Origin of the sequence: Bacillus canaveralius, assembly GCF_002860125.1 — a bacterium.
Classification (GTDB): Bacteria; Bacillota; Bacilli; order Bacillales; family Cytobacillaceae; genus Bacillus_BJ; species Bacillus_BJ canaveralius.
Genome location: NZ_PGVA01000003.1, coordinates 126,628 through 140,937, shown reverse-complemented (window position 1 = coordinate 140,937; position 14,310 = coordinate 126,628). Strand labels below are relative to the sequence as shown.

Genomic DNA, 14,310 nt, shown 5'->3' with positions numbered 1-14,310 from the left:
TGGAACACCCTGAAACCCGAGGACAAGAAGACAATATCTAATTCCTGTTTTCTACTCTACAATAATATAATACCCACCTGGGTATTATTATATCATTGAAAGCGAAAAATTTTTTTCGATCACAACATACCCATAGGGGTAAAACAGAATTTGCGGGAGGAATAAAAATGACTGAAAAGAAAAAGACAACCATTGTACTGTTCAGTGGCGATTACGATAAAACAATGGCTGCTTACATTATTGCAAACGGTGCTGCTGCATATGACCATGAGGTCACGATTTTCCATACGTTTTGGGGATTGAATGCTTTACGTAAAGATGAAGATATTCAGGTGAATAAAGGTTTTATAGAAAAAATTTTTGCAAAAATGATGCCGAGAGGCGCAGATAAGATGGGACTTTCAAAAATGAATTTTGCCGGTTTTGGACCGAAAATGATTAAGGATGTAATCAATAAGCATAATGCCCTTACGCTGCCACAATTAATTGAAATGGCGCAAGAACAAGATGTTAAATTAGTTGCTTGTACAATGACGATGGATTTATTGGGGCTTCAACAAGAAGAACTGTTGGATGATATCGAATATGCAGGTGTAGCCGCATACTTGGGAGATGCTGAGAAAGGTAATGTCAACTTGTTTATTTAAGAAGACAACAAATGTAATAGGTGGAATACGCTGTTTATAATTATCGCACAAGGTGGACGAATTGATGGAAAACATAACCCCAAAAACGGAGTTAAAAAATTTTATGATATTAAATACCGCGGTGGGTATAACGATGCAGGAGGTAACAATGATTAAAGCCGATATGATGTTAGATGCAAAAGGGCTGGCTTGTCCAATGCCTATTGTAAAAACAAAAAAAGCTATCAATCAGCTTGAAGCCGGTCTAGTCCTCGAAGTGCAAGCAACTGACAAAGGCTCGAAGGCGGATCTTAGAGCATGGGCAGAGAGCGCTGGCCATCAGTATTTAGGGACGATTGAAGAAGGAGAAATGTTAAAGCACTACTTACGAAAATCATCAGGTGAAGAGACGTCACACGAAGCAAAACATCCCATTGTCGCCCATAATGAAGAACTTATGAAAAAACTGCAGGCAGACGCGGTGATTGTCGTAGTTGATGTGAGAGAAACGGCTGAATATGCTTTTAATCATATTCCAGAGGCTATTTCCATTCCTTTAGGGGACTTGGAAAGTCGTTTAGATGAGCTAAACAAAGATGATGAAATTTATGTTGTATGCCGGACAGGAAGCCGCAGCGATTTTGCCGCACAAAAACTAACGGAAAAAGGTTTTAAAAAAGTTGTCAATGTTGTACCGGGCATGAGCAAATGGACGGGCAACACAAAGAGCATAAATTTCTGAAGTCCTTAACAAAAATTATACGGGTGGGAGTATGTGAAATGACTGTAAATATTATGACCGCGCAAGAAGTGGCACAAAAAGTGATCAAGAAAGAAAAGTTATTTATACTGGACGTTCGAAATCAAACCGATTTTAAAGACTGGAAAATAGAAGGTGAGAATTTTGCATACCTAAATATTCCTTACTTTGAACTACTCGATGGGGTTGAAAAAATAATTGACCAGCTGCCTGCAGGCATAGAGGTATTAGTAGTGTGCTCCAAAGAAGGTTCGTCCATCATGATCGCTGAAATGCTATCAGAAGCTGGACGTGAAGTTTTTTACCTTAAGGGTGGTATGAAGGCATGGAGTGAACATTTAGAACCCGTTAAGGTCGGCGATTTAAATGGTGGAGGAGAGATCTATCAGTTTGTTCGAATCGGGAAGGGATGTTTGTCATATATGATTGTTTCAAACGGAGAAGCAGCCGTTGTTGATGCTACCCGAATGACAGATGTGTATTTAGACTTTACCCGAAACCTCGGCGTTCATATCACGCATGTATTTGACACGCATCTTCATGCGGATCATATTTCAGGCGGAAGAATCATTGCTGAAACAACGAATGCCACCTACTGGTTACCGCCAAAGGATGCAGCTGAAGTCACATTTGAATACCAGCCTTTGGAAGGCGACAACCATGTGAATATCGGAAACTCGGCCATCAATATACATGCATTGTACTCCCCAGGCCATACCATTGGCTCGACATCGTTTATTGTCGATGAAAAGTTCTTGCTGTCAGGTGATATTTTGTTCGTTGATTCGATTGGGAGACCGGACCTCGCCGGAATGGCCGATGATTGGGTGCAAGATCTACGGGAATCACTTTATAAGCGTTATAAGGAATTATCTACTGAATTAATTGTCCTGCCAGCTCACTTTATGGTTAACGAAGAATTGAATGCCGATGGAAGTGTTTCTGAAAAATTAGGAGTATTGTTTGCTAAAAACCACGGGTTAAGCATTGAGGATGAAGCGGAGTTTCGAAAAATAGTTACCGAAAACCTGCCCCCTCAGCCAAATGCTTATCAAGAAATTCGCCAAACGAACATGGGGAAAATCCATCCGGACGAAGAAAAGCAGCGTGAAATGGAAATTGGCCCAAACCGCTGTGCGATACGTTAAACCGTACGTTTCCGCGGATAAATCCCACTTTTCCGCGGATAAATCCCACGTTTCCGCGGATAAATGGCACTTTTCCGCGGATAAATCATACTTTTCCGCGGATATGAGTTTTAAGGAGAGATCGCTTATGAAATCAGATAAAGTTCTAGATGCAACAGGATTGGCTTGTCCAATGCCGATTGTAAAAACGAAAAAGGCTCTTGATGGGTTGGCGGCTGGCCAGGTATTGGAAATCCATGCGACCGATAAAGGGGCAAAGAGTGACCTGACTGCATGGTCGAATGCAGGAGGGCATCAGCTTTTAGAGGCCAGAGAAGATAATGGAGTGTTCAAGTTTTGGATTAAAAAGAGTTAATGCAAAGAGGGAACCAGGAGCTGGTTCCCTTTTCTTGAAGGGGGTATCAGGAGTGGAAATTGCCTTTATAGTGACGATTTTTCTTATTGGTTTCATTGGTTCTTATATTTCCGGAATGCTTGGCATTGGCGGTTCGATTATTAAATATCCAATGCTTTTATACATTCCGCCTTTATTTGGTCTGGCGGGATTTAGCGCTCATGAAGTGTCGGGAATTAGTGCTATTCAAGTATTTTTCGCCACGATCGGCGGGGTCTGGGCATATCGCAAAGGCGGATATTTAAATAAATCGTTAATTGGGCATATGGGTGCCAGCATTTTAATCGGAAGTTTAGTCGGTGGTTATGGATCCAGGATGATGCCGGAAGACGGGATAAATATCGTCTATGGTATTCTGGCGCTAATAGCTGCCATTATGATGTTTATACCGAAAAAAGATCTTGATAGTATTCCGCTTGACCACGTCAATTTTAACAAGGGACTCGCAGCCGTTTTGGCATTAATAGTAGGTATCGCATCAGGTATTGTCGGTGCAGCAGGGGCGTTCCTGTTAGTGCCCATTATGCTAGTGGTCTTGAAAATTCCAACACGAATGACGATTGCTTCTTCGTTGGCGATTACGTTTATTTCATCGATCGGGGCAACGGCCGGAAAAATCACAACCGGGCAAGTGGCTTTTTATCCCGCGTTCATTATGGTTGTCGCTAGTATCATCGCGGCACCACTCGGAGCAATGGCCGGAAAAAAAATTAATACGAAAATCCTGCAAGTAATTTTAGCTGTGCTAATAGCAGCAACCGCATTTAAGATCTGGATCGATATTGTTTGACTTGTAAAATCCAATCATAATCAAAGTGTAAACTGGTTGATGTGGTTTGCGCTTTTTTTCTGCGGGAATATATTTACAAAGGATTTAATGCTTTAGTAAAGAATGTAAATAACACCAGGGCTTTGAGAGAACACTTATATAGGCTCTGTAAAAAAATTTTTGGTGAAGGAGAGGGAATTTCATGTCTGAACCATTGTTTACATCATCGGCAACTGCTGTTGGAGGAAGGGAAGGAAGAGTTGAGTCGTCTGATGGTAATATTAAAAAAGATCTTGCCATGCCAGGGACTCCAAGAGCGAAGCAATTACCTGATGCATCAAATCCGGAGCAGCTTTTTGCGGCTGGGTACGCTGCCTGCTTTGACGGAGCGTTACAATTTATGGCCAAGAAGGAACGTGTCAGCTTTGAATCCGAGGTGACGGCAAATGTCAGCCTGTTAAAAGACGAAGCTGATGACGGATTCAAACTTGCGGTAACGTTGCAGGTAAAAGGAACGGATATAGATAAGGCAAAATTAGAAGAGCTTGTTCATAAAGCTCATGATTTCTGCCCATACTCAAAAGCAACGAGAGGGAATATCGATGTCACGCTTGAGGTTGTAGAGTAATTCTGGAAATAAAAATTAAACCAGCTGCCATGGCTGAATCATAAGGCTGGCCAGCCCAATTTATAGGCACTTTTGGCGTGCAGGTGCCGAACGTTTTGACGTCTTCTGCTGAAAATGAGGAAGGAATTAATGGGATCCAAATTGGTCCTGGAGCTACTCCATTGACCCGGATCCTCTTTTCTATGAGTGAAAGAGACACCGGAGCGGGCTGGTTCTTTTGTGAGATGAACGTACTAAATGATCTTATAGAAAAAAACACTGGTATTAACCAGCGCCATCAACCTACGAACTTTGTCTCTTATTGTCACCTACATGTACTAACGAACCTTTTTTAATCCAGTATTGAAAGCTATCCCTCGGAAAAACCCCTCGGTAATTCGAATTATCCATTTTTATTACTATGCTTCCTTGTGTCACTTCTAAAATCTTTAATCTGTCTGAGTTGCTGAGGTTTGGCATAAAGCCGCTTTTCATTTCGAATTCCATGTTTTCGTGAAGCTCCATCATATTAAGAACCCTCCTGAATTTAATGGACTTTCCCAGATTTATCATTAACTTGCCCCTTTATTTAATAATTTATCCATATCTTGGTGTATGTATATGATGTGAGCGGTTTTTACGGGAAATTTTGCCGAAATAACTCGATGACCAATTGCGCACTTTGCTTGGATTTTCTGAGAAGAGTTCGCAAGCTTGACATGAAATTAATATTGATAGCGAATACATTCATGATACTATTTATGTAGTGTATTCGAAAAAAGGGGGGATTTCCTATGAAGCGTATCGATAAAATTTATGCTTATTTAGTCGAACAGTCTGATGGTAAAAAGCTCGATGATTTTATCCGTATGGAGGGGTTCACTGCTTCAGATATCGCGGATCATTTAGATATTCTCAGAAACAATGTGAGCGCGGAATTAAACAAACTATTGCGCCAAAATATGATTATCAAGATTAAAGGCCGCCCGGTCCGTTACCTCGTGAAGGACTGTATTGAAAAGTTGATACAGTCTCAGTTGCCGAATGATATTTACGAGTATGAAAGCATGGCAAGCATCCTGGCCTACCGAAATGGGCAATCGAAACCATCATCGCAAATCGATACAGAGGAGGAACCGAGCCCATTTGACGATTTGATCGGGTCAAAAACGAGCTTGCGCATTCAGGTGGAGAGAGCGAAAGCAGCCGTTTTGTATCCGCCTCACGGCCTGCATACATTGATTGTCGGCCAGACCGGGGTTGGGAAAACGCTATTTGCCAATATGATGTTCAACTATGCAAAACATGCCGGCCCATACACGGAAGATACCCCGTTCGTCGTATTCAACTGCGCAGATTATTATAATAACCCTCAGCTTTTGCTGTCCCATGTGTTCGGCCATGTGAAAGGGGCATTCACGGGAGCGGATAGCCATAAAGAAGGACTGGTCGCCAAGGCCGATGGAGGTATCCTGTTTCTCGATGAAATCCACCGCCTTCCCCCTGAGGGCCAGGAAATGATTTTTTATTTTATGGACACCGGGACATACAGCAGCCTGGGAGAAACGGAGCGGAAGCATAAAGCCAATGTCATGATCATTGGTGCGACAACCGAAGACCCGGAATCTTCCTTGCTTAAAACCTTTGTCCGCCGCATCCCGATATTGATCAGCATCCCGTCCTTTGAAGAACGCCTGCCAATAGACAAGATTGATATTTTAAAATTTTTATTGGCCAATGAGGCAAACCGCGTCCAAAAATCGATTAAAATTGATGCTGAAGTTATGAAAGCATTGATTGGCAACACTACTTTTGGAAACGTTGGACAGCTGAAATCAAATATTCAGCTTGTCTGCGCCAATGGCTTTCTTCGTTGTTTAAATGAAGAAGTCATCACAATCGAATTTAAACGGCTGCCTCCGGAAATCAAAAATGGCCTTTTTTATCTGAGCAGGCGCCGGCAGGAAATGCAGGAGTTGTCCCAGATGCTGGAGCCGAATTTGATGATATATCCGGAAGGGAATAATAAAGCTCTGTTTGAAGAAGACCCTTATGAACCGGACTTTAATTTATACAGTATTATTGAAGATAAAGTTACATTTATGATGGAGCAAGCGGTATCGGATGATGACATCAACCGATTTTTGAAGCTGGATATTGATATCCACTTGAACAAGTTTTACAACAAATTTTCCAGCAATGCGCTCAATCGAGAGAAAATTTTAAAGATTGTTGACGAAAACATTTTGACTTTCAGCGAGGAAGTACAGGATCTGGTTGAAAAGCGATTAAAACAAAAGGTAACGGAGCGCTTCCTGCTTGCTTTCAGTCTGCATCTCACCTCGTTTTTAAAAAGGTCGAAAACGCAAAAATTAGCGGGTTATACAAATATCGAAAATGTCATCAATGACAGGCCGAAGGAGTATCAGTTGTCTCTGGAAATCTGTAGCCTGATTGAGGAACGATTCCATATCGTTGTCCCCGGGATGGAGGCTATGTATTTGACGATTATCCTTACTTCGCTGTTAAAGGATCAAAAGGCTGAGCATGTAGCAATTCTTGTCGCAGCGCATGGCAGCAGTACAGCAAGCAGCATGGTCACAGTCGTCAAAAAATTGCTTGGAGAAACGAATATAGACTTTATTGATATGCCGCTGGATCTTAGTCCAAAAGAAATTCTGGACGAAATGCGCGAGCGGGTAAGAGAAATAGATATGGGGAAAGGTGTTTTGCTACTAGTCGATATGGGCTCGCTGACAGGGTTCGGCCAAGTCATCACGAACGATACAGGTATTCAGACTCGAACACTGGATATGGTATCGACGCCGCTTGTGATTGAAGCTGTTCGGAAAGCAACGATCATGGCCATGGATTTGGATGAGATTTATGACTCTCTGAAAGATTTTAAAGGTTACGGAATTTACCAGGTAGAACAGGCGGAAACCCTGATGCTGAACAAGCCGCTCGCTATATTATCTGTCTGCTCGACCGGGGAAGGAACTGCGGAGAAACTGAAACAATTTATAGAGCAATTGCTTCGCAACATTGGTAAAAGTGAAATTAAGGTCATACCTCTGCCAATAAATGAAGTTGAACACAGCATTGATCACTACTTGGAAAGTTATGATGTGCTTTTGACCGTCGGAATTGTGGACCCGAAAATTCATGTGCCGTTTATTCCGATTGAATCACTATTTGTAGGCGACGGGGAAGCACAATTCATGAACTTGATCCAAAATCGCCATTTAATTCCCTCAAATCCGCGGCCGGAAGTGATGGTACGTGAAATGAGTAAAGAAAGCTTAAATGAGTTTTTAACATATTTGAATCCAAAAAAAGTGATCGGGACGATCCTCGAATTTGTAGAAAATATAGAAAAACTCATCGCTTTTTCCTTTAGTAACGCGACAAAAATTAATCTGAGCCTGCATATTGGATGTGCACTTGAGCGTGCGGTAATACACGACAGCCTCAGTTATACTTCGGACGTTACAGATGAGCAGGAAACAAAAAAAGAAGCTTTTAAAGCGGTGGCACAAGTATTTAAGGACAAGATTAATCTTTCGTTGACAGATGATGAACTGTATTACCTGGTTGATATAGTAGATAAACAAATCGAAGGACAACGGGCAATTTAAATATCCAGCGTAAGGCTGCCAGAAGGTTGTTTCGACCTTTTTGGCAGTCTTATTTTGTGTATATACATAATGATGGCGATTTTAATGGGAGCAGGGGCTTTTTGAATAAACTTTAAGCATATACATAAATCATCAAACAATCGTGGTTAAATCAGGGCGGCGTTTTAGCTTATTCAAAGAAAAGAATAGAGCGCAATATTTAAAATGAATCAACCAGATCAATCTTATTTAAGACAGTGTTCTTTTGTTGACATCAAAAACACTTTTTGAGTATTAAAGATTTATTAATAGTGTATCAATATATTTTCAAAATAAAAAGAGAATGCTTGAATGATAGGAGTATTAATTTGATACAGAAAGTTGGCATGAATCTTGCAAGTATTATTGTTGAAAGATGAAAAAGGAGGTCGAACGATGACAACTGCCATTATCATTGGGACACACGGAGCATCAGCAGAACAATTATTAAGATCATCCGAAATGATCATCGGCCCGCAAGAAAATGTAACCTTTATCGATTTTGTTCCTGGTGAAAATACAGATACATTGATTAAAAAATTCAATGAACAATTGTCTAATCTTGATACCGCTGAAGGCGTCCTGTTTATGGTCGATTTATTCGGTGGCAGCCCGTATAATGCTGCAAGCCAAATTGCTTTGCCGAAACCTGATTATGATGTAATCGCAGGGGTAAACATTCCGATGCTTCTGGAAACGTTGGCGATGCGATCGTCGCTGGGATTTGATGAGCTGGTGGACACGGCTTTAAATGCAGGTAGCATGGGTGTTAAGTCCTTAAGAAAAAGCTTAGTTATAACTGAAGAATCAGAGGAGGAATTATAAAATGATTATCGCATTAGCACGTGTTGACGACCGTTTGATTCACGGACAAGTGGCAACTGTTTGGACGAAAGAGGCCCGCGTTAGCCGGATTATTGTAGTCAGTGACGAGGTGGCAAATGATACGGTCCGTAAGACCTTGCTCACTCAAGTGGCACCTCCTGGGATAAAAGCCAGTGTCGTGGACATTGACAAAGCAATTCGCGTGTACAACAACCCGAAATATGAAAATGACCGAGTTATGTTCCTGTTCACAAACCCGGCCGACGTACTGCGCCTGGTTGATGCAGGTGTCCCCATTAAATCTGTAAACATCGGCGGGATTGCTTACAAAGAAGGCAAAACGATGATTACCAATGCCGTATCGGTTGATGAAAAAGACATTCAAGCATTTCGCGAACTGGCCGCCCGCAACATTGAATTGGAAATTCGCAAAGTGGCCGCGGACAATAAAGTGGCAATTATTCAGCTTTTAGACAAGCTGCAAGCTGGCAAATAAGAACCTGGGGCGGACGCATACATGTACGGGTATGAAGCTAATACGGATGACAAAGTGACTGATGGTTTCCTGATTACCTTGCGACAACAGACGAGCTTCCAGTACGGTGTTAGTCGATAGACTTCTGGAGTACTTTGGTTTATGACCTTGAGACTCATTAAGGAGGTGGTTGCCGGCATATCGAGCGACTGAAATATTGTAACCGTTTTACCTGCCTATTGATAAGTCAACTGCTTAAAGAATGGTTAAAAATCTGCACTTCTTTTCACATTATTTACTCTAAGGAGGGAAAATCGTGGATGTTTCTGTAATACAAATTATCCTAGTCTTCATCGTATCTTGTATTTCAGGGATGGGGTCAATCCTTGATGAATTTCAGACCCACCGTCCGCTGATTGCATGTACGTTAATTGGTCTGGTATTAGGGGATGTAACAACCGGCGTTATCATTGGCGGTACTCTCGAAATGATTGCTCTCGGATGGATGAACATTGGAGCAGCCGTTGCGCCTGACGCTGCTTTAGCATCGATTATTTCTACTATCCTTGTTATTGCAGGGGGGCAAGATATCGGTGCAGGTATCGCGCTGGCGATTCCACTTGCTGCAGCTGGTCAGGTACTGACGATCCTGGTCCGTACCATTACTGTTGGGTTCCAGCATGGAGCTGATAGAATGTCAGAAAAAGGAGATTTGCGAGGGATGGATTTGCTGCATATAAGTGCGTTGCTCTTGCAAGCGATGCGTATTGCGATTCCTGCTCTCCTTGTTGTCGTAACGGTCGGAACTTCTGCTGTCAGGAACATGTTGGATGCGATTCCGGATGTTGTAACAGGCGGATTGAATGTTGCCGGAGGTATCATTGTTGTTGTCGGTTATGCGATGGTAATCAATATGATGCAAGCACCATACTTGATGCCATTCTTCTTCGTTGGATTTGTTATTGCCGCTTACACCGAATTTAACTTGGTTGCCCTGGGCGTACTCGGTTTAGTCATGGCGATCGTGTATATTCAATTAAGCCCGAAATACAATAAAGTCGCATTCGCGTCAAGTGACAGAGCAGCTTCAGGGTATGACGACGATCTTGACGATGAGTTAGACTAAGAAGGGAAGGAACGCAAAATGAGTACTGAAACGAATGTAATGGCACCTGATACAGGTGAAAAGAAACTGACAAAGCGTGATTTGCGTGCGGTTTTCATTCGCTCCAACTTACTTCAAGGATCCTGGAACTTTGAACGGATGCAAGCTTTAGGATACGCTTTCGCCATGGCGCCTGCGATCCGCCGCCTGTATCCTGAAGGCAGCGAAGAACGGAAGCAAGCAATGAAGAGGCATAATGAATTCTTTAATACCCAGCCATTTGCATCAGCCCCGATTTTAGGCGTGACCCTTGCGATGGAGGAACAGCGGGCAAATGGCGCAGAAATCGAAGATGCAGCCATCAACGGTATTAAAGTAGGTTTGATGGGGCCACTTGCTGGTGTTGGCGACCCGATCTTTTGGGGTACGGTGCGTCCGATATTTGCCGCGCTTGGTGCATCGATTGCCATGTCCGGCAATATTTTAGGTCCGCTTTTGTTCTTTGTGTTGTTCAATGCTGTTCGTCTTGGTGTTAGATGGTGGGGTGTCTCTTACGGCTACCACAAAGGCTCCAACGTCGTTTCCGACATGGGAGGCAACCTGCTTCAAAAGCTGACAGAAGGTGCATCGATTCTCGGTCTATTCGTTATGGGAGCGCTGGTTAACAAATGGACATCCATGAAAATACCATTAGTTGTTTCCGAGATTGAGAATCCTGAAACGGGTGAAGTAACAACAACAACAATTCAAAGTATTTTGGATCAGTTAATGCCTGGTCTTTTGCCGTTGCTTTTAACTTTTGTATGCATGTGGCTACTGAAGAAAAAAGTCAATCCATTGTGGATCATACTCGGTATTTTCGCACTTGGTATTGTTGGATACTGGGGCGGATTCCTGGCTAAATAGAATGGACAAAAATGCCACGCCATCATGGCTGGCAACGGTAACGAACGAGAATCGGCATCGCTGCGATTCTCGTTCTATATGTTAAAATGTGAAGTGAGGAGGTAAGGTTAATGTCTATCACAGAAGGAATATTATTGGCTTTGATTGCACTATCGCTTGCGTATATTGTATATGACTCCCTCGTCATTCCGATGTTAAAAGGAAAGACGATTCTTACTGTTCCTTTAAAAAAACGCAATTTGGCGGATCAGCTTATTTTTGCAGGATTGCTGGTCATTCTGGTTGTCTCCAACATCGTGAGCGGCGGCAATGATATGGTTACGTATTTGTTGGCAGGTTATGCAGCGATTATTCTTTATTTCGTATTGCTTCGAACGCCAAAAGCAAGATTTAAAGAACAGGGATATTTTTATGGAAATTTTTATTCTGATTATGACCGCGTGAAAAATATGAATCTGTCAGAAGACGGCATTTTGGTGATTGAAACGAACCGGCAACGCCAGCTCTTGCAAGTCGCCCACATGGAAGATCTCGAGAAAGTTTTAAAAGTGTACACCGAACATTGAAAAAACTGAAGCTCTATCAGGATCCCTTTGAAAAAACCTGGTAAATGCATTCATTGCAAATACATTATTTTTTGATAACCTCCACCACTCACTGTAGTTTATATGTGAAATAACAAAATTAATTGATATTTAAGTTTTGCCCATTTATAAAAATATACGGTACGGCGCCATCATGTCTGGCGTCCGTCCCTATTTTTAGACTACCGTTTCTGCTGCCATGTCAGAGTCTTGTTGTTGATATTTCTTTTTTATAAAAATTGCGACCCATGACAACAAACCAAAAATGACAAGGAATATAAGCAGCATTCCGGCGTTTACAAGTGCCGAGCCGAAACTATTTAAAGAAATCACTGATTTAAACCCGGCAATTGAATAGGTAAACGGAAGGTATGCGCTTACATTTCTATACGTTTCAGGCAGCATATCGATCGGCAGGTTTGCGCCGGTAATGGAGAGCTGCAAGATAATGAACACTAAAGCGATAAAGCGGCCAATGTTTCCTCCGAATGCGGCAAGGAAGAGCACAATTGCTGAAAACGTCACGCTGGCTATGAGCGCAAATACAATCAATCCAATCGGGTTGGTCACATGCAATTTAAGGCCTAAAAGAACAACACTGAGAAGTAAAATGGCTTGAACGATGGCCAATGAGCCCAAGTGCATAAATTTAACTGCGAACCAGCGGACGCTAGATACGAATGGCGGCCTTTTAAAATCAATAAACATCGACATGATCAAGATGCCGGAGAACAAACCAAGTGTCAGTATATATGGAGCAGTCGAATCACGGTAATATTCATATCCGTTAATTTTATCGCTGACCAGTTCAACCGGGGCGGCGAACATGCCGGCATTTTCTTCTCCAGTTTTCAGTCTGCCCGTTTTTTCTGCTCCATCCTTCAGCCCTGAAGCGAGTTGCTGGGTTCCATCATTCACTTTTCCGGCTCCATCGTTTAGCTTGGTAGTGCCATCAGCCAATTTTCCCCAGCCTTCATTCACACTGGTGGTACCATTGCTTACTTGGCCCATTCCGTTATTGATTTTAGACGCCCCAGTTGTAAGCGCTTTCCAACCTTCGTCTACTTTAGCATTCCCATCGGAGATTTGGCCCGCCCCTTTGTCCAGGGCAGTCACACCATTTGTCAGTTCCGACCACCCATTGTTAACTGCGGCATTCCCGTCAGCAATTTGTTTTGCTCCTGCTTCCAGCTTCGCTGCTCCATCATCAACCTGTATTTGACCGGCTAACAGCTTTTTAATTCCTTCGTTCAGATCTACTGCTCCAGGAGCTGCCGTAGAAGCGAGTCCGTTAGAGATTTGCGTTGAGCCATCCCTTACAGAAATTGCCCCTGCTAATATTTTTTCGGCCCCTTCTACTATTTTTTGATAGTTAGGATCCAGTTTTGTCGTAACATTAAAGTTTTGATATTCCTTAATTCCTGCCTCCAATTGGACGGCCCCATCTGCGAGCCTTACAGCACCATCTGTTACCTTCGCACTGCCGGGTACTAAACGGCCCTCGATGCCGGCTCTAAGCTTCGTACTGCCAGCCTCGGCCCGCTGCAATCCAGCTAATATTTGCGAGGTTCCGCCTTTCAGGCTTACCATACCATTATGCAGCTCCTTTGCTCCATTAGAGAGCCGCGAAATATCACCGGATTTATCGTGTAATCCTTTTAACAGACGGGAAGTACCATTTTTTAATTCTTTCGTGCCATTTGCCAGCTTTGTAATATCTGCTTGCTTGGAAGAAAGGGAATTTACGAGCTGTCCTGTTCCTCCTTTAAGCTGATTCGCGCCATCGGCCAGCCTCGCGATGTCTGGCGATTTTTCAGTGACGGACTGCTGTAATTCAGTTGTTCCGTCATGAAGCTGTGTTGTTCCGTCAGCAAGCTGGGCCGATCCGTCGGCTGCTTTCTCAAATCCATCGGCAACCTCACCCATGACGGATGTAACGTATTGTTCGGTGATTGTATTTGCCAGTTGCTCGCGAATTCTTTCAGTAGCGGTTCTGGTAACTTGTGAGGCGAGGAAGTTAAGTCCTTCATTTTGGATGTATTCTAGTTCAAGCTTTTTGGGATTTGGATCAAGGACGGTTGTCACGCGCTGGGAAAAATCTTCGGGTATCACAATGACGATATAGAAGTCATTATTCTGTAGTCCTTTCATCGCTTTTGCCGAATCGACGAATTTCCAGCCTAACTGCTTTCCTTTTTTCAAATTCGCCACCAATTCTCTTCCTACGTTGATCGGTTCATCTTCCGACATCGCTCCTTTATCATTATTGACGACGGCAACCGGCAAGTTTGACAGATTGTCATAAGGGCCCCAGTCAGCAGAGAGGAGAATCCCTCCATAGGCAACAGGTACAAGTAAAGCGGCAATAATGGAAAAAAGAAGCGCCTTGTTTGCTGCTAGCTTTGCAAACTCAACAGAAAGTAAGTTGAAAACATTCATCCATAATACCTCCAAG

14 protein-coding genes and 1 pseudogene are annotated in these 14,310 nt (G+C 42.8%); 12 read left to right on the top strand and 3 right to left on the bottom strand.

Annotated elements, in window-relative coordinates:
* Positions 1–167: 167 nt before the first annotated feature.
* The 6 genes from CU635_RS02090 (at position 168) to CU635_RS02065 (ending at position 4,325) form a co-directional block, all read left to right on the top strand.
* Positions 168–647 (top strand): DsrE/DsrF/DrsH-like family protein, encoded by a 480-nt coding sequence (locus CU635_RS02090; RefSeq protein ID WP_101575499.1) that lies wholly within the window; start codon positions 168–170, stop codon positions 645–647.
* Positions 648–795: 148 nt separating this feature from the next.
* On the top strand, positions 796–1,368 hold the full coding sequence (locus CU635_RS02085; protein WP_257988115.1) for a sulfurtransferase TusA family protein: 573 nt from the start codon (positions 796–798) through the stop codon (positions 1,366–1,368).
* A gap of 38 nt (positions 1,369–1,406) precedes the next feature.
* On the top strand, positions 1,407–2,534 hold the full coding sequence (locus CU635_RS02080; RefSeq protein ID WP_101575498.1) for an MBL fold metallo-hydrolase: 1,128 nt from the start codon (positions 1,407–1,409) through the stop codon (positions 2,532–2,534).
* Positions 2,535–2,661: 127 nt separating this feature from the next.
* Positions 2,662–2,889 carry a sulfurtransferase TusA family protein gene (locus tag CU635_RS02075; RefSeq protein ID WP_101575497.1) on the top strand — a complete coding sequence of 76 codons (228 nt, stop codon included), beginning with the start codon at positions 2,662–2,664 and terminating at the stop codon, positions 2,887–2,889.
* A 52-nt stretch (positions 2,890–2,941) separates the two neighbouring features.
* The gene (locus tag CU635_RS02070) at positions 2,942–3,718 is read left to right on the top strand and encodes a sulfite exporter TauE/SafE family protein (RefSeq protein WP_101575496.1); all 777 of its coding nucleotides are present in this window, start codon (positions 2,942–2,944) and stop codon (positions 3,716–3,718) included.
* A gap of 181 nt (positions 3,719–3,899) precedes the next feature.
* A complete protein-coding gene (locus tag CU635_RS02065) occupies positions 3,900–4,325 on the top strand; it encodes an organic hydroperoxide resistance protein (RefSeq protein WP_101575495.1) in 426 nt (141 codons plus the stop codon).
* On the opposite strand, the pseudogene CU635_RS24290 reads toward CU635_RS02065, so the two are convergent.
* Together CU635_RS24290 and CU635_RS02055 are read right to left on the bottom strand one after the other, a co-directional pair.
* A pseudogene (locus tag CU635_RS24290) lies at positions 4,303–4,515 on the bottom strand (hypothetical protein); the annotation flags it as partial. The gene CU635_RS02065 and the pseudogene CU635_RS24290 overlap by 23 nt on opposite strands.
* Positions 4,516–4,607: 92 nt before the next feature.
* Positions 4,608–4,832, bottom strand: a complete 225-nt coding sequence (locus CU635_RS02055; RefSeq protein ID WP_245917267.1) for a hypothetical protein — start codon at positions 4,830–4,832, stop codon at positions 4,608–4,610.
* Between the two features lie 266 nt (positions 4,833–5,098).
* On the opposite strand from CU635_RS02055, the gene CU635_RS02050 reads away from it, so the two are divergent.
* From CU635_RS02050 to CU635_RS02025, 6 genes are all read left to right on the top strand, one after another.
* Positions 5,099–7,942 (top strand): sigma-54-dependent transcriptional regulator, encoded by a 2,844-nt coding sequence (locus CU635_RS02050; RefSeq protein ID WP_101575494.1) that lies wholly within the window; start codon positions 5,099–5,101, stop codon positions 7,940–7,942.
* 414 nt (positions 7,943–8,356) lie between these two features.
* On the top strand, positions 8,357–8,785 hold the full coding sequence (locus CU635_RS02045; RefSeq protein WP_101575493.1) for a mannose/fructose/sorbose PTS transporter subunit IIA: 429 nt from the start codon (positions 8,357–8,359) through the stop codon (positions 8,783–8,785).
* Between the two features lies 1 nt (position 8,786).
* Complete coding sequence (locus CU635_RS02040) at positions 8,787–9,281, top strand: mannose/fructose/sorbose PTS transporter subunit IIB (RefSeq protein ID WP_101575492.1); 495 nt, start codon at positions 8,787–8,789, stop codon at positions 9,279–9,281.
* Positions 9,282–9,576: 295 nt separating this feature from the next.
* On the top strand, positions 9,577–10,386 hold the full coding sequence (locus tag CU635_RS02035) for a PTS mannose/fructose/sorbose transporter subunit IIC (protein ID WP_101575491.1): 810 nt from the start codon (positions 9,577–9,579) through the stop codon (positions 10,384–10,386).
* A gap of 39 nt (positions 10,387–10,425) precedes the next feature.
* Entirely contained in the window at positions 10,426–11,271 is an 846-nt protein-coding gene (locus tag CU635_RS02030) for a PTS mannose transporter subunit IID (protein WP_245917273.1), read from the top strand.
* A 110-nt stretch (positions 11,272–11,381) separates the two neighbouring features.
* Complete coding sequence (locus CU635_RS02025; RefSeq protein WP_101575489.1) at positions 11,382–11,837, top strand: DUF986 family protein; 456 nt, start codon at positions 11,382–11,384, stop codon at positions 11,835–11,837.
* A 195-nt stretch (positions 11,838–12,032) separates the two neighbouring features.
* Here CU635_RS02025 and CU635_RS02020 read toward each other — a convergent pair whose 3' ends face one another.
* Positions 12,033–14,294 (bottom strand): YhgE/Pip domain-containing protein, encoded by a 2,262-nt coding sequence (locus CU635_RS02020; RefSeq protein WP_180956504.1) that lies wholly within the window; start codon positions 14,292–14,294, stop codon positions 12,033–12,035.
* Positions 14,295–14,310: the final 16 nt, after the last annotated feature.

What these genes read in the sequence shown, in the direction of transcription:
- CU635_RS02030 (WP_245917273.1), top strand. Translation starts at nt 10,426, where the DNA reads ATGGCACCTGATACAGGTGAAAAGAAACTGACAAAGCGTGATTTGCGT.
- CU635_RS02090 (WP_101575499.1), top strand. Translation starts at nt 168, where the DNA reads ATGACTGAAAAGAAAAAGACAACCATTGTACTGTTCAGTGGCGATTAC.
- CU635_RS02085 (WP_257988115.1), top strand. Translation starts at nt 796, where the DNA reads ATGATTAAAGCCGATATGATGTTAGATGCAAAAGGGCTGGCTTGTCCA.
- CU635_RS02045 (WP_101575493.1), top strand. Translation starts at nt 8,357, where the DNA reads ATGACAACTGCCATTATCATTGGGACACACGGAGCATCAGCAGAACAA.
- CU635_RS02065 (WP_101575495.1), top strand. Translation starts at nt 3,900, where the DNA reads ATGTCTGAACCATTGTTTACATCATCGGCAACTGCTGTTGGAGGAAGG.
- CU635_RS02080 (WP_101575498.1), top strand. Translation starts at nt 1,407, where the DNA reads ATGACTGTAAATATTATGACCGCGCAAGAAGTGGCACAAAAAGTGATC.
- CU635_RS02055 (WP_245917267.1), bottom strand. Translation starts at nt 4,832, where the DNA reads ATGATGGAGCTTCACGAAAACATGGAATTCGAAATGAAAAGCGGCTTT.
- CU635_RS02020 (WP_180956504.1), bottom strand. Translation starts at nt 14,294, where the DNA reads ATGAATGTTTTCAACTTACTTTCTGTTGAGTTTGCAAAGCTAGCAGCA.
- CU635_RS02025 (WP_101575489.1), top strand. Translation starts at nt 11,382, where the DNA reads ATGTCTATCACAGAAGGAATATTATTGGCTTTGATTGCACTATCGCTT.
- CU635_RS02075 (WP_101575497.1), top strand. Translation starts at nt 2,662, where the DNA reads ATGAAATCAGATAAAGTTCTAGATGCAACAGGATTGGCTTGTCCAATG.
- CU635_RS02040 (WP_101575492.1), top strand. Translation starts at nt 8,787, where the DNA reads ATGATTATCGCATTAGCACGTGTTGACGACCGTTTGATTCACGGACAA.
- CU635_RS02050 (WP_101575494.1), top strand. Translation starts at nt 5,099, where the DNA reads ATGAAGCGTATCGATAAAATTTATGCTTATTTAGTCGAACAGTCTGAT.